Annotated in this window: 17 protein-coding genes and 1 riboswitch; of the genes, 9 read left to right on the forward strand and 8 right to left on the reverse strand. The window is 75.7% G+C overall.

Going from position 1 to position 20,156, the window contains the following annotated elements; genetic code table 11:
- Both MY520_RS26340 and hppD read right to left on the reverse strand, forming a co-directional pair.
- Positions 1–688, reverse strand: a 688-nt coding sequence (locus MY520_RS26340; RefSeq protein WP_436695656.1) for a coiled-coil domain-containing protein, incomplete at its 3' end; no start/stop codon positions are given.
- Between the two features lie 15 nt (positions 689–703).
- Positions 704–848: riboswitch (cyclic di-AMP (ydaO/yuaA leader) on the reverse strand.
- A gap of 172 nt (positions 849–1,020) precedes the next feature.
- A complete protein-coding gene (gene hppD, locus MY520_RS26345; protein ID WP_436695657.1) occupies positions 1,021–2,247 on the reverse strand; it encodes a 4-hydroxyphenylpyruvate dioxygenase in 1,227 nt (408 codons plus the stop codon).
- Positions 2,248–2,409: 162 nt separating this feature from the next.
- On the opposite strand from hppD, the gene MY520_RS26350 reads away from it, so the two are divergent.
- Positions 2,410–2,928 (forward strand): Lrp/AsnC family transcriptional regulator, encoded by a 519-nt coding sequence (locus MY520_RS26350; protein WP_436695658.1) that lies wholly within the window; start codon positions 2,410–2,412, stop codon positions 2,926–2,928.
- Here the strand turns inward: MY520_RS26350 and MY520_RS26355 are convergent.
- Complete coding sequence (locus MY520_RS26355; RefSeq protein WP_436695659.1) at positions 2,901–4,154, reverse strand: MFS transporter; 1,254 nt, start codon at positions 4,152–4,154, stop codon at positions 2,901–2,903. The two genes, MY520_RS26350 and MY520_RS26355, sit on opposite strands and share 28 nt — an antisense overlap.
- A gap of 78 nt (positions 4,155–4,232) precedes the next feature.
- Here MY520_RS26355 and MY520_RS26360 point away from each other — a divergent pair, with 78 nt between their 5' ends.
- The 4 genes from MY520_RS26360 (at position 4,233) to MY520_RS26375 (ending at position 7,052) form a co-directional block, all read left to right on the forward strand.
- The gene (locus tag MY520_RS26360; RefSeq protein ID WP_436695660.1) at positions 4,233–4,577 is read left to right on the forward strand and encodes an STAS domain-containing protein; all 345 of its coding nucleotides are present in this window, start codon (positions 4,233–4,235) and stop codon (positions 4,575–4,577) included.
- 50 nt (positions 4,578–4,627) lie between these two features.
- Positions 4,628–5,152, forward strand: coding sequence for a gamma carbonic anhydrase family protein (locus MY520_RS26365; RefSeq protein ID WP_436695661.1), 525 nt, complete (start codon positions 4,628–4,630; stop codon positions 5,150–5,152).
- Between the two features lie 85 nt (positions 5,153–5,237).
- A complete protein-coding gene (locus MY520_RS26370) occupies positions 5,238–6,266 on the forward strand; it encodes an ATP-dependent 6-phosphofructokinase (RefSeq protein ID WP_436695662.1) in 1,029 nt (342 codons plus the stop codon).
- Positions 6,267–6,344: 78 nt separating this feature from the next.
- Positions 6,345–7,052 carry a dienelactone hydrolase family protein gene (locus MY520_RS26375; RefSeq protein ID WP_436695663.1) on the forward strand — a complete coding sequence of 236 codons (708 nt, stop codon included), beginning with the start codon at positions 6,345–6,347 and terminating at the stop codon, positions 7,050–7,052.
- Between the two features lie 42 nt (positions 7,053–7,094).
- On the opposite strand, the gene MY520_RS26380 is transcribed toward MY520_RS26375, so the two are convergent.
- Complete coding sequence (locus MY520_RS26380) at positions 7,095–8,960, reverse strand: bifunctional sugar phosphate isomerase/epimerase/4-hydroxyphenylpyruvate dioxygenase family protein (protein WP_436695664.1); 1,866 nt, start codon at positions 8,958–8,960, stop codon at positions 7,095–7,097.
- Positions 8,950–9,966, reverse strand: coding sequence for a shikimate dehydrogenase (locus tag MY520_RS26385; protein ID WP_436695665.1), 1,017 nt, complete (start codon positions 9,964–9,966; stop codon positions 8,950–8,952). Before MY520_RS26385 ends, MY520_RS26380 begins: the two co-directional genes overlap by 11 nt.
- Before the next feature lie 142 nt (positions 9,967–10,108).
- Here MY520_RS26385 and MY520_RS26390 point away from each other — a divergent pair, with 142 nt between their 5' ends.
- A complete protein-coding gene (locus MY520_RS26390; protein WP_436695666.1) occupies positions 10,109–11,968 on the forward strand; it encodes an alpha/beta hydrolase fold domain-containing protein in 1,860 nt (619 codons plus the stop codon).
- A gap of 51 nt (positions 11,969–12,019) precedes the next feature.
- Positions 12,020–12,997: a LacI family DNA-binding transcriptional regulator gene (locus MY520_RS26395; protein WP_436695667.1), complete on the forward strand. Its 978-nt coding sequence runs from the start codon at positions 12,020–12,022 to the stop codon at positions 12,995–12,997.
- A gap of 118 nt (positions 12,998–13,115) precedes the next feature.
- Here MY520_RS26395 and MY520_RS26400 read toward each other — a convergent pair whose 3' ends face one another.
- Both MY520_RS26400 and MY520_RS26405 read right to left on the reverse strand, forming a co-directional pair.
- Positions 13,116–14,471 carry an MFS transporter gene (locus MY520_RS26400; RefSeq protein WP_436695668.1) on the reverse strand — a complete coding sequence of 452 codons (1,356 nt, stop codon included), beginning with the start codon at positions 14,469–14,471 and terminating at the stop codon, positions 13,116–13,118.
- Between the two features lie 242 nt (positions 14,472–14,713).
- Positions 14,714–15,061: a UBP-type zinc finger domain-containing protein gene (locus MY520_RS26405; protein WP_436695669.1), complete on the reverse strand. Its 348-nt coding sequence runs from the start codon at positions 15,059–15,061 to the stop codon at positions 14,714–14,716.
- A 151-nt stretch (positions 15,062–15,212) separates the two neighbouring features.
- On the opposite strand from MY520_RS26405, the gene MY520_RS26410 reads away from it, so the two are divergent.
- Positions 15,213–16,871 carry an FAD-dependent oxidoreductase gene (locus MY520_RS26410; protein ID WP_436695670.1) on the forward strand — a complete coding sequence of 553 codons (1,659 nt, stop codon included), beginning with the start codon at positions 15,213–15,215 and terminating at the stop codon, positions 16,869–16,871.
- On the forward strand, positions 16,868–18,307 hold the full coding sequence (locus MY520_RS26415; RefSeq protein ID WP_436695671.1) for an ATP-binding protein: 1,440 nt from the start codon (positions 16,868–16,870) through the stop codon (positions 18,305–18,307). Before MY520_RS26410 ends, MY520_RS26415 begins: the two co-directional genes overlap by 4 nt.
- 43 nt (positions 18,308–18,350) lie before the next feature.
- Here MY520_RS26415 and MY520_RS26420 read toward each other — a convergent pair.
- Positions 18,351–20,156: hypothetical protein (locus MY520_RS26420; RefSeq protein ID WP_436695672.1), on the reverse strand; the 1,806-nt coding region annotated here is incomplete at its 5' end.

Here is a 20,156-nt window from a genome sequence, read left to right on the forward strand (position 1 = left end):
CGGAGTCGCGGGAGGCCCGCTGGCCGGCGGTGCGTGCGGCCTCCGCGGCGGCGTGCCGCTCGGCCGCCTCCCGGGCCGCCTGCGCCTCGGCGGCGGCCAGCCGGTCGTACTCGGCCCGGAAGCGGGCGACCTGGGCGTCCAGATCGGCCTTCTGCGCGGCCACCCGGTCGACCAGGGCCTGCGCCTCGGCCTGCGCCTGCACGGCGGCGGCGCGGGCCCGGCCGGCCTCGTCGGTGGCCTCCTGGGCTCCGCCGAGGACGCCGTTGTTGTGGTCGGCGATGGTCTGCAGGGTGCCCACCCGGTCGAGCAGCTCGTCGGGCGAGTCGCTGGTCAGCATCGCCGACAGGGTGGTGAGCCGGTCGCCGGTCCAGGCGCTGCGGGCGACCGTGCGCACGCGGTCGCGGGCGGTGGCCAGCGCGGCCTCGGCGGCGGCGACGTCCTCGGCGGCCCGGGCGGCGGCGTCCTGGCTGGTCCGGAGCCGTTCGCGGGCCTCGTTGAACTGCTCGGTGACGACCTCGAGGTCGTGGGCCTTCGCGGCGACGAGGGCGGCGGCCTCCTGCGAGGTGGCCGGGTCGTCGGGGGCGGCGGTGGCGGCGGGGAGGGTGGTGAGGGTGAGCCCGCCGGCGGCGACGAGGCCGATCAGGATGCGGGGGACGGTGCGGCGGGCAGGGGCGTGCGAACTCGCCATGGCGGGCGGGTCTGTCCTCTCTTCCACGGCCGCCTACCGAGTTAGCTGACGGGTTCGGGAGGGAAGTCGCCCGGCGCCCTGCGGCCTGGAACAGACCGCGGGGCGCTTCACCCCAGTACTGCGGTGGGTCCCCGGTCCCTGGAGCCGGCGAGACGGGCCGGCACAGGGTTCGGCGGCGCCCGGCCGGTGTCACCAGGAGGTGACGGAACGACCCGTCCGGACGCGGTCACGCTAGGGGCGTTGCCGATCCGTGACCAACGGGGTGCCGGTTCCGCGGAGGTTCGGCCGCGACACCCCGGTCGGCGGTCACCCACCGTAATGACACGGAGCGGTCAGAGGTTGCCGCGCCGCTCCTGCTCGCGCTCGATCGCCTCGAACAGCGCCTTGAAGTTGCCCTTGCCGAAGCCGAGCGAGCCGTGCCGCTCGATCAGCTCGAAGAAGACGGTGGGCCGGTCACCGGTGGGCTTGGTGAAGATCTGCAGGAGGTACCCGTCCTCGTCGCGGTCGACCAGGATGCCGCGCGCCTGCAGCTCCTCGATCGGCACGCGGACGGCGCCGATGCGGGCCCGCAGCTCCGGGTCCTCGTAGTACGAGTCCGGCGTCGCGAGGAACTCCACGCCCTCGGCCACCATCGCGTCGACGGAGGCGAGGATGTCGTTGGTGGCCAGCGCGACGTGCTGGGCGCCCGGGCCGCCGTAGAACTCCAGGTACTCGTCGATCTGCGAGCGCTTCTTCCCGGCCGCCGGCTCGTTGAGCGGGAACTTCACCCGGTGGTTGCCGTTGGCGACCACCTTGCTCATCAGCGCCGAGTAGTCGGTGGCGATGTCCGCCCCGATGAACTCCGCCATGTCGGTGAAGCCCATGACCCGGTTGTAGAAGTCCACCCACCGGTCCATCGCGCCGAGCTCCACGTTGCCGACGACGTGGTCGACGGCCTGGAACAGCCGCCGCGGCACCCCGGGGCGGCGCACCAGGGACGACGTCCGGGCGACGTAGCCGGGCAGGTACGGGCCGGTGTACCGGGAGCGGTCGACCAGCGAGTGCCGGGTGTCGCCGTAGGTGGCGATCGCGGCGATCCGGACGGTGCCGTGCTCGTCGGTCACGTCGTGCGGGGCCTCGAGCACCGTCGCCCCCTCCGCCGCGGCGTGCGCCACGCACCGGTCCACGTCGGGGACGGCGAGGGCGATGTCGACGATCCCGTCGCCGTGCCTCCGGTGGTGGTCGGCCAGCGGGCTGGCCGGGGAGTACGCCCCGCGGACGACGAAGCGCACCGCGCCGGAGGTCAGCACGTAGCTGCGGGCGTCGCGGTCGCCGGTCTCCGGGCCGGAGTAGGCGACCAGCTCCATGCCGAGCGCGGACTGGAAGAAGTGCGCGGTCTGGGTGGCGTTGCCGGCGATCCAGACGAGGGCGTCCCAGCCGCTGACCGGGAAAGGGTCGGTCGCGGCGTCGTGCTCCACCAGGCCGACGAGCTGGCGCAGCTGCTCGGCGGTGAGCTCGGCGAGCCGCTCCTCGTCGGTGAGGGTCTGCTCGAGGGTCCCCGGGTGCTGCGAGGCGGTCATGGCGCTCTCCCGTGTGGTCCGTACCTGGCGATGGTGCACCCAGCTCACCTCGACGCGCCGGGGATGGGCAAGATGACTCGATCGAGCTGGCCGATCCGGCCAGTTCCGGGGCGGTGTGGCGACTCGGGCTGGCCGGATCGACCAGCTGGGACGGGAGGAACGGTGGCCGACCGGCTGGACGCGCTGGACCTCGCGGTGCTCACCGCGCTCACCGAGCAGCCGCGGGCCGGCGTGCTGGAGCTCTCCCGCCGGCTGGGGGTGGCCCGCGCGACCGTGCAGGCGCGGCTGCGGCGGCTGGAGGAGACCGGGGTGGTCACCGGCTACGGCCCGGACGTCGACGTCGCGGCGGCGGGCTTCGGCGTGCAGGCGTTCGTGACCCTCGAGATCGCGCAGGGCGCGCTGGACGACGTCGCCGAGGACCTGCGGGCCATCCCGGGGGTGCTCGAGGCGCACGCGACCACCGGCTCCGGGGACGTGCTGTGCCGCCTCGCCGCGGAGTCGCACGGCGCGCTGCAGGAGACCCTGCTGCGGCTGGGCCGGTCGCTGTCGGTGGTGCGCTCGACCAGCGTCGTGGCGCTGTCGGAGCTGGTGCCGCGCCGCGTGCTGCCCCTGCTCGCCTCGGGGACGCCGCGGCCGGCCGGGCGGGCGCCGGGCTACCGCGCCGGGGCGGCCGGGGACTGAGCGACGGGGACGCCGGTGGACCGCGGCAGGGCGAGCGCGGCGGCCAGCCCCAGCCCGAGCACGGCGGTGCTGACGGCGAAGGCCACCTGGTAGGAGGCGACGTCGGTGAGCCAGCCGGCGGCCAGGGGACCGACGATGGCCCCCAGGTCGGCCGACATCTGGAACACGGCGACCACCCGGCCGCCCCGGACCGGGCTGAGGTCGCCCACCAGCGCGGCGGGCACGCTGGACAGCAGCGAGGCCGAGAGCCCGAAGACCGCCATCGACAGCAGGAACGCCCCGATCGCCGGCGGCAGCACGAGCACGGCGGTGGAGGCGGTGGCCAGCGCCGTCCCCAGGACCAGCGACGGCCGCCGTCCCCACGCGTCGGCGAGCCGGCCGGACCGCAGCAGGCCCAGCGCCTGCGCGAGGGAGCCGACGAGCAGGCCCACGCCGGCCCAGGCGACGCTGCGGCCCAGCTCCTCGGTCACGTACAGCGGCACCAGCGAGTTGCGGACGCCGAACACCACCCAGCCGACGCCCAGGTTGGCCACCAGCGCGGCCAGGTAGACCCGCGAGCGGAAGGCGGCCCGCAGCGGCAGCGGGCCGGGCTCGAGCCCCGGGGCGCCGGCCGGCGCGGGGACGCCGGGGGCCGCCGGTGCGGTCGGCGAGCGGAGGAAGAAGGTGCTGACCGCGCCGGCGACCAGCAGGAACCCGGCGTAGATCAGGAACGGCAGGCTGGGGGAGAGCTCGGCGAGCAGCCCGCCCACCGCCGGGCCGGCGATGCCGCCGAGGATGAAGCCCCCCTGGTACGTCGCGGCCGCCCGGCCCCGGTGCGTCGGCGGGGAGACCCGCAGCAGCAGCGACAGCGCGGCCACGGTGAACATGGCGCTGCCGATCCCGCCGGCCGCGCGCAGTCCCAGGAAGAGCGGGAAGGACCCGGCCAGCCCGGCCAGCCCCGTCGTCACCGCCACCGTGAGCAGCCCGATGGTGAGGACGACGCGCTCGCCGAACCGCTCCACCAGCGAGCCGCCGCTGAAGGCGGAGACGAACCGGAAGAAGGCGAACGCGCTGACGGCCAGGCCGACCGCGGTCGCGCCGACGCCGAAGGACCGCGCGAACAGCGGGATGGCGGGGGCGACGATGCCGAACCCGAGCGCGACCACGAAGGCCACGACCGACAGCACGCCGACCTCGCGGGGCAGCTCCCCGGTACCCCGCAACCGCACGAGGACCGATGCTCGCACGCGGCCCGGTCACCCCTCCGGAGGGGAGCGCGCCGCCGGGTGGTTGTCTCCTGGTGAGGCGCACGACACAGTTGGGGAGTGGATGCCGTCGGGGGGGACGGGCACGAGCCGCCGAGCGGCTCGTTCCAGGTGGTGGACGAGGCCGGTGGGCCGGTGCTGCACCTCCATGGGGACGTCGACGCCCCACTGGTGCAGCGGATGAGCCGAGCCGGGGTGGACGAGCGCGACCTGGTCGCGGTGCACGTGGCGGGACTGCAGTTCATCGACTCGACCGCGCTGTCGATGCTGGTCCGGTGGGCCCAGTCCGCGGCCGGCGCCGGGCGGCCGGCGGTCATCCGCCACCCGACGCCGCGCTTCCGGCAGGTGCTGGAGCTCACCGGGCTCTCGCCGCTGTTCGTCCTGGAGGACCCCGGCGCCTCCTGACCGGCTGCCCCGGGGACGGCGCCCCTGACCGACCCCTAGGCTCGGCGCCCGTGCCGCAGTTCTCCTTCGAAGGCCGGTCCCCGCAGGTGCACCCGGAGGCGTGGGTGGCGCCGACCGCGACCCTCGTGGGCGACGTCGTCGTCGAGGCCGGCGCGTCGGTCTGGTACGGCGTGGTGCTGCGCGCCGACTTCGGCCGGATCGTGATCCGGACCGGCGCCAACGTGCAGGACAACTCGGTGCTGCACGGCGGGGAGGACCCCGAGACCGAGGTCGGCCCGGGGGCCACGGTCGGGCACATGTGCGTCGTGCACGGCGCGGTGATCGGCGCCGAGGCGCTGATCGGCAACGGCGCGACGGTGCAGGACGGCGCCCGCATCGGCGCCCGGGCGCTGGTCGGGGCGCACAGCCTGGTGCCGCCCGGCATGGCGGTGCCCGACGAGGTGATGGTGCTCGGCGTCCCCGCCCGGGTGCGTGGACCGCTCTCCGACGGCGCCCGCGGCTGGGTGGCCGGCAACCCCGGGATCTACCGGGAGCTGGCCCGCCGGCACGCCGCCGGGGTGGCGGAGATCTCCTGAGATCCTCCGCGCGCCGGGGAGGGTCGTCATGTCGTCATGACGTATGGTTCCTCGCGACCCGGCCCACGACCCCAGGGAGCAGCCGGTGCGCATCGGGATCCTGACCGGCGGGGGCGACTGCCCCGGCCTCAACGCCGTCATCCGCTCCGTCGTCCGCACGGCGACGACCCACTACGACAGCGAGGTGCTCGGCTTCCGCGACGGCTGGCGGGGCCTGCTCGAGGACCGGACGACGCCGCTGGACGTCGCGGCCGTCGACGGGCTCCTCACCCGGGGCGGGACGACGCTCGGGTCGGCCCGCGTGGCTCCGGAGAAGCTGCACGCCGGGCTGGCGCAGATGAAGGGCGTGCTCGCCGCGCACGGCGTCGACGTGCTCGTCCCGATCGGCGGCGAGGGCACGCTGACCGCGGCGCACCTGCTCTCGCAGGCCGGCGTCCCGGTGGTCGGCATCCCCAAGACCATCGACAACGACATCGACGGCACCGACCTGACCTTCGGCTTCGACACCGCGGTCAGCATCGCCACCGACCTCATCGACCGGCTGCACACCACCGCGGAGTCGCACCAGCGGGTGCTGCTGGTCGAGGTGATGGGGCGGCACGCCGGCTGGATCGCGCTGCACGCGGGGCTGGCCTCCGGCGCGCACGTCACCCTCGTCCCCGAGGAGCCGTTCGACGTGGCCGAGGTGGCCACGATCGTCGAGGACCGCTTCGCGCGCGGGGACACCCACGTGATCGGTGTCGTCGCCGAGGGCGCCCGGCCGCTGCCGGACACGATGCGGGTCCGCGACGGCGGCGTCGACGAGTACGGCCACCGCCGGTTCACCGGCGTGGCCCAGCAGCTCGGCGACGAGCTCGAGCGGCGCACCGGCAAGGAGGTGCGCACCACCGTCCTCGGCCACGTGCAGCGCGGCGGCACCCCGACGTCGTTCGACCGGGTGCTGGCCACCCGCTTCGGGCTGCACGCCACCATCGCCGCGCACGAGGGCCGGCACGGGCAGATGGTGGCGCTGCGCGGCACCGAGATCGAGCTGGTGCCGCTCGCCGACGCCGTCGCCCGCCTGAAGACCGTCCCGCCGCGGCGCATGGCCGAGACGGGCGCCTTCACCGGCTGAGCGGCGACGGCGCCGGGCCCCCGTTGCCCGGCCGGGTCGATAGCGTCCTCCTCCTGCGACGACGCGAGGAGGCCGCCCGTGCCCGAGACGACGATCCCCGGCGCGACCAGCGCGCCCGAGCTGCGCGCCCACCTCGCCGTGCCGCCGGTCGGGGACGGTCCGTGGCCCGGCGTGGTGGTCGTCCACGAGGCGTTCGGGCTCACCGACGACGTCCGCGCGCACGCCGACCGCCTGGCCGCCGCCGGCTACCTCGCCGTCGCCCCGGACCTGTTCACCGCCGGCGGCGCGGTGCGCTGCCTCAAGCGCACCTTCGGCGACCTCTTCCGGCAGGAGGGCGCCGCCTTCGGTGACTTCGAGGCCGCCCGCCGGTGGCTGGCCGACCGCCCCGACTGCACCGGCCGGGTCGGGGTCATCGGCTTCTGCATGGGCGGCGGGTTCGCGCTGCTGGCCGCCACCCGCGGTTTCGACGCGTCGGCGCCGAACTACGCGCTGCTGCCCCGCGACGCCGAGGAGGTGCTGGCCGGCGCCTGCCCGGTCGTGGCGAGCTTCGGCCGGCGGGACCGCGGCCTGCGGGGAGCGGCGCAGCGGCTGGAGGGGGTGCTCACCGGCCACGGGGTGCCGAACGACGTCCGCGAGTACCCCGACGCCGGCCACTCCTTCATGAACCGGCACAACAGCGGCCCGTTCGCCGTCCTGGAGCGGGTGGCCGGATTCGGCTACCACCACCCGTCGGCCGAGGACGCCTGGGCCCGCATCCTGCGCTTCTTCGACCAGCACCTGCGCTGAGCGGAGTCGTCGAGGTTCGGGAACCGTCCCCCGGCGACTCCGCTACCGGGGGACGACGGCGGTCTGCCGGGACCGGCGGTGGGCGGCCATCCGGACCGGCGTGTCGGCGGTGCCGTAGCCGTCGTAGCCGCCCAGCCGCTGCACCACCTCGAAGAACACCCGGTCGCCGAGCACCTCGGTGGCCAGGTGCAGGTACCCGCCGTGTGCGTCCTCCTCGTACATCAGCCCGTGCTCGCCGATCGCGGCGAGCAGGTCGGCGGGGAGGTCGAACCGGGCGTCCAGGTCGTCGACGTAGTTGGCCGGCACGGGCAGCAGTGGCGCATCGGCCGCCCGCAGCCGGCGCGCGGTCGCGACCAGGTCGTCGGTCACGAAGGCGACGTACTGCGGCTCGGGGACGCCGGGCGCCCAGCCGCCCCGCCGCAGCGCGGACACACTGAGCGCCAGCCGCACCGCGCGGTCGGGGCCGGTGACCGCGCGGGTGCGCACCAGCCCGAACGGCGCGGCCAGCTCGGTGACCTCCTGCGGCTCGAGCCCGAGCACGGCGCGGTAGAACAGCCCGGCCTCGTCGAAGGCGTCGAAGGGCTGGGCGAGCCCGACGTGGTCCACGCCGGTGATCCCCGCGCCCGCGCCCGCCGTCTGCCCGGTCGGCAGGAAGTCGGCCGGCCAGCCGTCGGGGACGGTCCGGGTGAAGAAGACCTGCGTCCCGTCGGGTGCGGCGATCGCCGAGAGCTCGGCCTCGGCCGCCCCGCGGGAGCGGGGCAGGACCGGCGCGCTCATCGCCTCGGCCCGCTCCGCCGAACGCACCGGGTCGGCGCTCTCCAGGCCGAGGGCGGCGACCGACGCGACCCCGGTGGCGGCCGGCCGGACGACGGAGGCGTTCAGGAGCACCCGCGCCCGGCCCTGCTCCCACAGCTGCACGGGCTTGGACCGGTGCTGGCCGGTGTGGGTGAAGCCGAGGGCGCCCAGCACGCCGGCGACCCGGGGTCCGGAGACGCCGTCGACGGCCAGTTCGGTGAACGACCAGCCGGTCAGCGCGGGCGCGGCCGGGGGAGGGGGCGGCCCGGCGTCCGGACGGCGCAGCGCCAGGGACTCATCGAGCCACTGCAGCGAGCGCATCGCGTCCACCGCCGTCCGGGCCGGGTCGGACTGCCGGTAGACGTCGTTGAACACCTCGAGCGACAGCGGGCCGGTGTAGCCGGCGGCGAGCACGCAGCCGAGGAAGCCGGGCAGGTCGAAGGCGCCCTGGCCGGGGAAGAGCCGGTGGTGGCGGCTCCACTGGAGGACGTCCATCCGCAGCTGCGGCGCGTCGGCCAGCTGGAGGAAGAAGATCTTGTCGCCGGGGACCTGGGCGAAGCCGGACGGGTCCCCGCCGCGGGAGAGCACGTGGAAGCTGTCCAGGCACAGCCCGAGCGCCGGGGAGCCGGCCCGGCGGACGACGTCCCACGAGCGCTCCCAGGTGGACACGGAGGTGCCCCAGGCCAGCGCCTCGTAGGCGATCCGCAGCCCGCGCTCGCCGGCGCGGGCCGCGGCGGTGGCCAGCTGCTCGGCCAGCCGGTCGGGGTCGTCGACCGCGTCGGGCGACACCGACGAGCAGACCAGCACGGTGTCGACGCCGAGCGCGGCCATGACGTCGAACTTGCACTCGGCCCGGCGCAGGTTGCGGGCGAACCGCTCCGGGTCGGTGGAGTCGAGGTCGCGGAAGGGCTGGTACAGGTCGATCGAGAGCCCGAGGTCGGCGCAGCGCCCGGCGATCTCCCCCGGCGACCACGGGGAGGCCAGCAGGTCGGGCTCGAACACCTCGACGCCGTCGAACCCCGCGGCCGCCGCCGCGGTCAGCTTGTCCTCCAGCGTGCCGGAGAGGCAGACCGTGGCGATCGCGCGCCGGCGGGCGGGCCGTTCAGCCGACACGGACGTCGCGCTCCGGTCCGGCGACCAGCGTCGTGAAGTGCGCCAGCATCCGCTCGGCATCGGGCTCCACGCCGGTGAACAGCCGGAAGGCGTCGACGGCCTGGAAGACCGCCATGCCGCCGCCGTCGAGCACCTGGCAGCCCAGCTCCCGGGCGGTGCGGACCAGCTCGGTCTCCAGCGGGCGGTAGACGATGTCGGCCACCCACAGGCCGGGGCGGAGCAGGCCGGCGTCCAGCGGCAGGCCGGGGTGCGCCGCCATGCCGGTGGGGGTGGCGTGCACCAGGCCGTCGGCGTCGCGGAGGGCCTCGGGCAGGGTGGCCGTGTCCGCACCGCTCGCGCGGTCGGCGCCGAACCGGTCGCGGAGCGCGCCGGCGAGCTCGGCGGCCCGCGCGACGTCCCTGTCGACGACGGTCAGCCGGCGGGTGCCGAGGGTGAGCAGCGCGTGCGCCACGGCGGCCCCGGCGCCACCGGCGCCGAGCAGCACGACGCGGTCTGTCCCGGCGTCGGGCAGCCCGCGGTCGAAGGCCCGAGCGAAGCCCGACCAGTCGGTGTTGTGCCCGACCGCCCGGCCGTCGCGCAGGACGACGGTGTTGACCGCGCCGAGCGCCTCGGCGTCGGGCGAGAGCTCGTCGAGGTGGGCCAGGACCATCTGCTTGCACGGGTGCGTGACGTTGAGGCCGTCGTAGCCCGCGATCCGGGCCGCGGCGAGGACGTCGCCGACGGCGGTGGCCGGCAGCCGCAGCCGGTCGAGGTCCAGCCGCCGGTAGAGGTACCGGAGACCGAGCTCGTCGGCCTCCCGCTCGTGCAGCGGCGGGGTCAGCGAGGGCCCGATGCCGGTGCCGACCAGGCCGACCAGGACACCGGGCCGGTCGGCGGGGGAGGGGAGCGCGTTCTCGGACAGGGGATGCCTCCCGGGTTCGGGCGCGGAGGGGGAGCGGGGCGGGGGCCGGTGTGATCCGGTGCACCGACGCCCCGCCAGTGTGAAACCCTCTGCAACCGGTGTCAACGACACGTTCCCCACGTCGGGGACCTCCCTGCAGCAGCGCGTTGACATTTCGATGACACCGGTTGCATAGTCGGTGCACCGCCGGTGTCGCGGCCCGGCCCCGTGGGGCCCCGGCGCCCCTGCTCAGCTCCGGAGGAGTCCCGTGCCCGAGTCCGACGACCTGCTCGCCGTCGCCCGCCCGGAGCCGGGCCCGCTCTCCGACGGCACGGCCGCCTTCCCGTTCGACCCGCCGGTGCGCGGCGCCGACGGCGAGCTGCGCTGGGACGCCCTCGTCTACGCCGTCGAGCCCGGCTACCGGCCGCTGATGCTCGACCTGCGGGTCCCCGCCGAGCGGCCGGCCGAGGGCGCGCCGCTCGTGGTGTGGGTGCACGGCGGCGGCTGGGTGCACGGCTCGCGCCGCCGGCGGGCGCCGCACCTGCACCAGAACCGGGTCGTCGAGCGCATCGTCGCCGCCGGCTTCGCCGTCGCGCTGGTCGACTACCGGCTGGCCGCCGAGGCGGCGCTCCCGGCCGGGGTGCTCGACGTGCAGGCCGCCGTGCGGTGGCTGCGGGCCCAGGCCGGCCTGTTCGGTCTCGACGGGTCCCGGGTCGCCCTGTGGGGCGAGTCGGCCGGGGCGCACCTGTCCCTGCTGGCCGGGCTCTGCCGCCGGCTGGAGGCCGAACCGCCGGTCGGCGAGGCCACCGACCGGTCCGCGGAGGTGCAGGCCGTCGTCGACTGGTACGGCCCGTCCGACCTCGTGGCGATGTCGCCGTCCCCGGTGGACGCCGAGTCCGAGGAGCTGGGGGACGGCGAGGCGGGTGGGGATGTCTTCGCGATCCTGCTGCGCGACACCACCTGGACCCGCGATGAGCTCTCGCCGGTGCGCTACGTGCGCCCCGACGGGCCGGCGGTCTTCGTGGCGCACGGCAAGGACGACCAGCTCGTCCCGGTCGAGCAGAGCCGGATCCTGCACGACGCGCTGCTCGCGGCCCGGGTCGACGCGGAGTACGTCGAGACCGCCGGCGACCACGTCTTCGTCGGTGCGCCCGTCGTCCCCGAGGTCACCGACGCGTCGATCTCCTTCCTGCGCCGCGTCCTCGCCGAGCGCCGGCTCGGCGCCCCCCGGCCACTGGATCCGCAGACCGCCGACATGGAGGAGCGCATGGCGGCCACCGGCATGTGGCCGCTGCTGGAGGCCCCGCCCGAGGTGGCCCGCGAGCGCGGGGTGGTGATGCGGCGGGACTTCTACCCGCCCCCGCCCTTCCCCCTGGTGTCGGTGGCCGACGACGTGGTCCCCGGGCCGGCCGGCGACATCCCGATCCGCGTCCAGCGGCCGCCGCAGCCCACCGACGTCACCCTGCTGTACGTGCACGGCGGCGGCTGGGTGATCGGCGACCTGGACTCGCACCAGGGCAGCGCCGCCCGGCTCGCGGCCACCGCCGGCGCCGTGGTGGTCCAGGTCGACTACCGCCTGGCCCCCGAGCACCCGTTCCCGGCCGGGCTGGACGACTGCCGCGCCGTCGCCGAGTGGGTGCTCGAGCACATCGACCGGTTCGGCGGGGACCGCTCCCGCTTCGTGGTCGCCGGCGACAGCGCCGGCGGCAACCTGGCCGCGGTGCTGACCCAGGAGTTCGTCGACCGCGGCATCCCGGTGGCCGCCCAGTTCCTCGTCTACCCGAGCACCGACCTGCGCGGCGACACGAGCGCCGACGTCCGGTCGCTGTACCTCGGGGCGGACGCCGACGCTCTGGCCGCCGACCCGCGGGTGTCACCGGTCCTGGCCCCCACCCTGGCGGCGCTGCCGCCGACCGTCATCGGGATCGGCGCCCACGACTTCCTCCACGCCGACACGCTGGACTACGCCGCCGCCCTGGGCGCCGCCGGCGTCCCGCTCGTGTTCCGCGACTTCCCCACGCTCGACCACGGGTTCTTCAGCTTCGGCTCGGTGTCCCCGGCCGCCGAGGCCGCCGCGGACCTCATGTGCCGGGACCTGCACCGGCTGCTGCACCGTTGCACGGCATGATCGGTGTCGCTGCGGCGCGGGGTGCCGGAGGCTGACGGAACGGGAGCACGCGTGACGAACATCCGGACGGTGGCGGCGCACGCGGGGGTCTCGCCCTCGACGGTGTCGCGGGCCTTCGCGCGCCCGGAGGTGGTCGCCGAGGACGCCCGCCGGCGGGTGTTCGCCGCGGCGGCCGAGCTGGGCTACCAGCCCAACCCGGTCGCCCGCAGCCTGGCCATGGGGCGCACCGGCAACCTCGGGGTGATCGTCCCCGACATCGCCAACCCGTTCTTCACCCCGCTCATCAAGGAGGTGCAGCGGGAGGCCCGTCGCCAGGGGCGGTCGCTGTTCGTGGCCGACTCCGACGAGCACGTGGGGCAGGAGCTCGAGGTCGCGCTGGCGATGGCCCGCCAGGTCGACGGCCTGGTGCTCGCCTCCTCCCGGCTGCCGGAGGAGGACATCCGCGCGGTCGCGGCCCTCACCCCCGTGGTCACCGTCAGCCGCGTGCTGGACGGCGTCCCCGCGGTGGCGACCCCCAGCGACCAGGGCATCGGCCAGGCGGTCGCGCACCTGGTCGCCCTCGGGCACCGGCGGCTGGCCTACCTGGGCGGTCCCGAGGAGTCCTACGTGACCCCCGAGCGGCACCGCGCGCTGCTCGCCGCCGCCGAGGGCTCCGGGCTCGAGGTGGTCGACCTCGGCTCCTTCCAGCCCCGCTTCGAACCGGGCGTCCGGGCGGCCGACCTGGTGCTGGCCGCGGACGTCACCGCCGTGCTGGCCTACAACGACCAGATCGCCCTCGGCGTGGTGAGTCGGCTCTCCGAGCGCGGCGTGCGCATCCCCGGGCAGATCAGCGTCGTCGGCATCGACGACAGCTGGATCGCCGGGCTGACCCAGCCGGCGTTGACGTCGGTGCGGGTCCCGGTCGGCCGGGCGGGTGCGGTCGCCGTCCGGATGCTGGCCGAGCCGGCACCCGGCGACGGCCGGGCGCCCCGGGAGAGCCTGGCCACCGAGCTCATCGTGCGCGCCTCCACCGGACCCGCCCCCCGCTGACCCGACGGCCGACGGCCCGCTCCCCCGGGGGGAGCGGGCCGTCGTCGCGTGGCGGGGGAGACGCACGGAGCGGGCGCCCCCGGGTGCACCGGGGACGCCCGCTCCGCGAGGGTGGGACTCAGGCGGCCGCGGAGGTGGTCTCCCGGGCCGAGGCGCGGCCCAGGTCGTTGAGCGGCACCTTGTGCGTCTCGCGCATGGTCAGCACCGCGATGGTCGCGACGACGGCCGCGGCGCTGGCGAAGATCGCGACCGGGACCCAGTTCTCCAGGTCCGGGCCGGCCAGGGCGGCGGCGATCGACGGGGCGAAGCCGCCCAGCGCGAAGCCGAACTGGGTGCCGACCGCGACGCCGGACATGCGCACCCGGGTGTCGAACTGCTCGCTCCACAGTGCGTAGCCGACGCCGCCGTAGGCGCTGTAGGCGACCCCGCCGAGCACGATGCCGAAGAGGAACACCAGCCCGATGTTGGCCTGGCTGACCGACCAGATGAACGGCCAGATCAGCACCGCCGGGCCGAGTGCGCCGACGACGAAGACGGGCTTGCGGCCGATCCGGTCACCGATGCGACCCCACAGCGGGATGGCGCCGAGGGCGACGACGTTGGACAGGATGAGCATCCACAGCAGGCTGGTCCGGGACAGGCCGATCGTGTTCACGCCGTAGCTGAGGCTGTAGATCGACAGGATCGTGCTGATGGTCGAGACCAGCGCGGCGAAGACGACCTTGAGCACGTCGGGCGAGTAGTGCCGGAACAGCTGCTTGAGCGGGGTCCGCGGCACCTCCTGCCGCTCCTGCTCCTCCTCGAAGGCCGGCGTCTCGTGCAGCGTCCGCCGGATCCACCAGGCGACCAGCATGACCACCGCGCTGAGCAGGAACGGGATCCGCCAGCCCCACGAGAGCAGGTCCTCGGTGGGCAGCGCGGCGATCGGGATGAAGACCGCGGTGGCGAGGATGAGGCCGAACTGGGTGCCGGCCAGCGTGAAGCTGGTGAAGAACGCCCGCCGGTTGGCCGGCGCGTGCTCCAGGGACATCGAGCTCGCGCTGGACTGCTCGCCGGACACGGCCAGGCCCTGGCAGATCCGGAGGATCAGCAGCAGCACCGGTGCGGCGAAGCCGATCTGCTCGTAGGTGGGCAGCACGCCGATGAGGAAGGTCGCGATGCCCATGCCGAAGAGCGTGATCAGCAGGACCTTCTTGCGGCCGACCTTGTCCCCGAGGTGCCCGAGGATGAACGAGCCGATGGGGCGGGCCACGTAGGCGACGCCGAAGGTGGCCAGCGAGGCGACCGTGGCGGCGGCCTCGTTGCCCTCCGGGAAGAAGATCTCCGGGAAGATCAGCGCGGCCGCGGTGCCGTAGATGAAGAAGTCGTAGTACTCCAGGGCGCTGCCGATCCACGCACTGACCGCGGCCTTCTTGGGCGTCTTCGGTCGGTGTGGCTCGTGTGCGCCGTCGGGCTCGACCAGGACGTCGGGCATGGGGTCCTCCTCGATGCGGGGACTGGGTGACTGGGGCGCCGGCGGGCCCAGGGGGAGACAGGAACCGGGGATCCGGCAGCGAGACTGTTGCTGCAACCGGTTTCAGTAACCGGTTGCAGAGATGGTGCTGCCCGTCACAGCGCCTTGTCAAGAGCCCGTCGCCGGTTCGTTCGGCGCGCCCGTCGTGCGACACCGGCGGGTACCCCCGTCGCCCCCGCTGTGGAGCGAGCGACGGGCCGGGATCAGTGCAGGTGAGCGCGCCAGTCGGCCGGCACCCGGCCGCGCGGGCCGGGCGCCGGCTGGTCGTGCGGGTGGGCCGGCGGCGGGGCGAGGTCCGGCCCGGTCACGGCCTCCTCGCGGCTGAAGTCCCAGAACCAGCCCTCACCCGGCTCGAAGCTGCGGATGACGGGGTGACCGGACTCGGTGGCGTGCCGGCGCGCGTGCTGGGCCGGCGAGGAGTCGCAGCAGCCGATGTGGCCGCACTGCGCGCAGCGGCGGAGGTGGAACCACCAGCCGCCGTCGGCCTCGCACTCCACGCATCCGGTGCCGCTCGGTGGCACCGACGGGTCGATCCCCGGGGCAGCGGTCATGGCGGCGTCCCTCCGTCCGGCGGCGATCCGCGCCCACGGTAGGCGCGCGACCCCGCGCCCGCGAGGCTGTCGCCCGCGCCGTGCCGCGGACTAGCGTTGCGCCGCCGGGGGCCGCGTCCGGGTGCCCTGGCGCGCCCGACAGGAGGCCGACATGGGCAAGCCCGTCCTGCTCAGCGTGGACGACGACCCCGGGGTCTCCCGGGCCGTCGCCCGTGACCTCCGCCGCCGCTACGGCGAGGAGTTCCGGGTGCTGCGGGCCGCCTCCGGCGACGAGGCGCTCGACGCGCTGCGGGAGCTGAAGCTGCGCGGCGACCCGGTGGCCGCGGTCCTCGCCGACTACCGCATGCCCGAGATGAACGGCATCGAGTTCCTCGAGCGGGCCATGGACCTCTTCCCCCGCGCCCGCCGGGCGCTGCTGACCGCGTACGCCGACACCGACGCGGCGATCGCGGCGATCAACGTCGTCGACGTGGACTCCTACCTGCTCAAGCCGTGGAACCCGCCGGAGGAGAAGCTCTACCCGGTCGTCGACGCGATGATCGAGGCCTGGCGCGAGTCGCCGGACGCCGCGTTCGAGGGCATGAAGCTCGTCGGCCACCGCTGGTCGGCGCCGTCGTTCCGGGCGCGGGACTTCCTCGCGCGCAACGCTGTCCCCTACCGGTGGTACAGCGTCGACGAGCCGGAGGGGCAGCGGATCCTGGCGGCCGCCGGCGCCGGTCCGGACGACGTCCCGGTGGTCATCACCCCGGACGCGCAGGTGCTCCGGCACCCGAGCGAGGCCGACCTGGCCGGGGTCGCGGGCCTCGGCGTCGAGCCGCAGTCGGACTTCTACGACCTCGTCGTCGTCGGCGGCGGGCCGGCCGGCCTGGGTGCGGCGGTCTACGGGGCGTCGGAGGGGCTGCGCACCGTGCTGGTGGAGCAGGTGGCCACCGGCGGGCAGGCCGGGCAGAGCAGCCGGATCGAGAACTACCTAGGCTTCCCCGACGGCGTCTCCGGCGGCCAGCTCGCCGACCGCGCCCGCCGGCAGGCGGTCAAGTTCGGCGCGGAGCTGCTGCTGGCGCGGACCGCCGTCGCGCTGGAGACGCACGGGCCCAAGCGGGTGCTGCGCCTCGACGACGGCCGCACCATCGGCGCGCACGCCGTCGTCCTGGCCACCGGCGTCTCGTACCGCAGCCTGGGGGTGGACGGCGTCGACGACCTGACCGGGCGCGGCGTGTTCTACGGATCGGCGATGACCGAGGCCGCCGAGTGCGCCGAGCGCGACGTCTTCATCGTCGGCGGGGCCAACTCCGCGGGCCAGGCGGCGGTGTTCTTCTCGCGGTACGCGCGATCGGTCTGCCTGCTGGTGCGCGGGTCGTCGCTGGAGGCGTCGATGTCGGCGTACCTCATCGAGCAGGTGGCCGCGATCCCGGCGATCTCGGTGCGCACCTGCACCACGGTCGAGAGCGCCCACGGCGGCGAGCACCTGGAGGCACTCACGGTGCAGGACGGGCGCACCGGGCAGCGGGAGACCGTTGCGGCGAGCCACCTGTTCGTCTTCATCGGCGGGGCGCCGCGCACCGGCTGGCTGGACGGCGCGGTCGTCCGCGACGAGCGCGGCTTCATCCCCACCGGGCCGGCGCTGCTCACCGAGGGACGCCGGCCACCGGGCTGGGAGCCCGACCGCGACCCCTACTTCCTGGAGGCCAGCCTCCCCGGCGTCTTCGTCGCCGGGGACGTGCGGGCCGACTCGGTCAAGCGGGTCGCCTCGGCCGTCGGGGAGGGCGCCATGGCCGTGACGCTCGTGCACCGCTACCTGGAGGAGAGATGACGGCCTCCGACGCGCGGCTGACCCCGGCCGAGCTGCGCGAGCTGTTCCTGTTCGCCCACCTCGACGACGCGCAGCTGGCCTGGGTCGCCGAGCACGCCGACATCGTCGAGTGCCGGGCCGGCAGCGACGTCTCGGTCGAGGGCGAGCCGGCCACCTGCTTCTACGTCCTGCTCGACGGCACGATGAGCATGGTCCGGGTGGTCGGGGGCAGCGAGGTCGAGACCGTCCGGACGTCGCACCGCGGCGCCTACTCCGGCGCGGTGCAGTTCTACGTCGGCGACCGGATCGCCCAGACCTACCCGGGCACGGTGCGCGCGATCACCGACTGCCGGTTCCTCGCGCTGCCGGCCGCGGAGTTCGAGGCGGTCTTCCGGCAGTGGTTCCCGATGGCGGTGCACCTGCTGGAGGGGCTGTTCTTCGGGCAGCGCAACATCACCGAACTGGTGGCCCAGAGGGAGCGGCTGCTGGCCCTGGGCAAGCTGACCGCCGGCCTGACCCACGAGCTGAACAACCCCGCCGCGGCGGCGTCCCGGGCCGCGGCCGCGCTGCGCGACCGGGTCGCCGGCATGCGGCACAAGCTGGCCCTGCTGTCGGCCGGCCGGCTCGACGGCGCCGTGCTGCGGTCCCTCACCGGACTGCAGGAGGAACTCGTCGCCCGCGTCAGCAGCGCTCCGGACCTGACCGCGCTGCAGCGCTCCGACCGGGAGGACGAGCTCGGCGACTGGCTGGACGACCACGACATCGGCGGGGCGTGGGAGCTGGCCGGCGTCTTCGTGTCGGCCGGCCTGGGCCCCGACGACCTCGACCGGGTCGCGGACGCGGTGGAGCCCGGGGCGCTGGAGGCGGCGCTGCGCTGGCTGTCCTACACGGTCGAGACCGAGACGCTGCTGGTCGAGATCATCGAGAGCACCGCCCGGATCTCCGGGCTGGTCGACGCCGCCCGGCAGTACTCCCAGCTGGACCGGGCGCCGCACCAGCCCACCGACGTACACGAGGGGCTGGACGCCACGCTGGTCGTGCTCGGCGCCAAGATCACGCCCGGGGTGACGGTGGTCAAGGACTACGACCGGTCGCTGCCGCCGGTGCCCGGGTACGCCGGGGAGCTCAACCAGGTGTGGACCAACCTCATCCACAACGCGCTCGACGCCATGGCGGGGGAGGGGACGCTCACCCTGCGGACCACCCGGGACGGCGACTGCGCGCTGGTCGAGGTCGCGGACACCGGCCCGGGCATCCCGGCCGACCTGCACCGCCGCGTGTTCGAGCCGTTCTTCACCACCAAGCCGGTCGGCCAGGGCACCGGTCTCGGCCTCGACGTCTCCTGGCGGATCGTGGTGAACCGGCACGGCGGGGACCTCCGCGTCCGCTCCGAGCCCGGGGACACCCGCTTCCAGGTGCTGCTGCCCCTGACCGAGGGAGCGGCCGGCCGGGTGTAGGGGCGCGGAGTCCGGCACGAGGGCGACGCGGAGGCACGGCCACCTACGCCGGGGGAGGTCCGCTCACCGGGACCCGGGCAGCGCGCGGCGCCGGCACCGCGGCCGGCTCCGCGGTCGCCCGGCACCGGGCAGCGTCCAGCGGCTGGCCGGCGGCGTCGAACAGCTCCGCCGCGCCGGCCGACAGCCGGGCGGCGCCGCCCCCGTCGCCCTCGGCCCGGGCCAGTGCCGCCCGCGCCTCGAGCAGCGCCCCCTGCCAGGCGGTGCCCTCCCACCGCGCCACGCTGCGCTCGGCGACCGTGAGCCAGTGGCGGGCGCGGTCCAGGTCGCCGGCGGCGGCGCAGGTCCGCGCCGCCGGGGCGGCCAGCATGATCGCGCAGAACGAGCACTGGTCGTCGCCCGCCGGGCCCAGGGTGGCCTCGGCCCGGTCGACGACCGCGCGTGCGCGCTCGGGGTCCTCCGCGGCCTCGATCATGGTCCCGTAGAGGCGCGGGAGCAGGCAGGGCGCGATCGTCGACCAGCGGGCCAGGGGCAGCGCGCGCTGCAGCAGCGGGGTCGCCACGGCGGGGTCCCCGCGGCGCAGGTGCACCTCGGCCAGCCGCTGCAGCGAGTGCGCCTCCCCGGCCGGCGCCTCCAGGGCGTGGTGCAGGTCGGCCGCCTCGGCCAGCTCGGCCTCGGCCAGGTCGAGGTCGCCCTTGAGCAGGGCGGCCTCGCCGCGCAGCGCCCCGGCGAAGGCCACCGCGTGGAGCAGGCCGGCCCGCTCGGCGGTCCGGCGGAGCTCGGCGGCGAGCTCGAGCACCTCGTCGTAGGGGGTGGGCCCGTAGAGCAGGTACTCCGCGACGCAGAGGTGGGAGTCGAAGAACCCGAGGGCGAGGTCCGCCCGCTGGACGCCGGCGCGCAGCTCGGCCCGGAACTGCTGGAACCACTCGCCGCGGTGGTGGGCCAGCAGCCCCTGGAGGTTGACCAGGTGCAGCCGGCTGATCACGGGGGCGTCCAGCGCGAGCCGCTGCCGGGCCTGCGCCACGGCGTCGTCGGCGGCGGCGAAGTCGCGCCGGTAGAAGGCCAGGCTCCCGCGCGCGACGAGCAGCTCGCCGTCGTTGCTGCCGCCGTCGAGCGGCAGCCCCTCCAGGGCGGCGGTGGCGGTCTCCAGGTCGCCGCGGCGGGTCGCCGCGCGGGCCAGCCGGGTGCGCACGCGGGTGCGCCGCACGGGGTCGGAGACGGCGGCCAGGGCCTCGCGGTAGGCGTCGACGGAGGCCAGGTCGCCGCAGGCCTCGAGCAGGTCGGCGCGCAGCGCGAGCAGCCGGCCGACGTCCTCACCGGTGGCCGCGGCGCGGACCTGGTCGAGGAGGACCAGCGCGTCGCGGTGGGCGCCCAGCGCGGCCTCGGTCTCCGCCGCCCGCAGCACCCACGGCACGGCCGCCGCGGCCTGCCCGGCCTGGACCAGGTGGTGCCCGATCCGGCCGGGGGAGCGGTCGAGCTGCTGCAGTGCCCGTGCCGCGGCCAGGTGCGCGGCCCGCCGTCCGCCGGGGCCGGTCCACCGCTCGAGCAGGGTCTCCCGCTGCAGCGCGTGGCCGAAGGTGAAGCCCTGCTCGGTGCGGCGCAGCAGCCGGGCGGCGAGCCCGGCGTCCAGGACGGCGTAGGCCGCCACGTCGTCCAGGCCGGTGAGCGCCAGGAACTCGTCGGTGTCGAACGACGAGCCGAGGACCGCCACGGTGGCCAGCGCCCGGAGCACCTCCGGCGCCAGGCCCGGCGGCAGCGGGGCGTGCCGGGGCGGGCTCGCCGGGTCCGCGGCCAGCGCCCGCGCCCCCTCGACGACGGCGAAGGGCAGGCCGCCGGTGGCCGCGGCCAGGGC

The organism is Geodermatophilus sp. CPCC 205506, from assembly GCF_051383635.1.
Taxonomy (GTDB): Bacteria; Actinomycetota; Actinomycetes; order Mycobacteriales; family Geodermatophilaceae; genus Geodermatophilus.

Bases quoted from the DNA above. Each gene is read 5' to 3' on its own strand.
- hppD (WP_436695657.1), bottom strand. From the start codon at position 2,247: ATGACCGCCTCGCAGCACCCGGGGACCCTCGAGCAGACCCTCACCGAC.
- MY520_RS26400 (WP_436695668.1), bottom strand. From the start codon at position 14,471: ATGCCCGACGTCCTGGTCGAGCCCGACGGCGCACACGAGCCACACCGA.
- MY520_RS26405 (WP_436695669.1), bottom strand. From the start codon at position 15,061: ATGACCGCTGCCCCGGGGATCGACCCGTCGGTGCCACCGAGCGGCACC.
- MY520_RS26410 (WP_436695670.1), top strand. From the start codon at position 15,213: ATGGGCAAGCCCGTCCTGCTCAGCGTGGACGACGACCCCGGGGTCTCC.
- MY520_RS26415 (WP_436695671.1), top strand. From the start codon at position 16,868: ATGACGGCCTCCGACGCGCGGCTGACCCCGGCCGAGCTGCGCGAGCTG.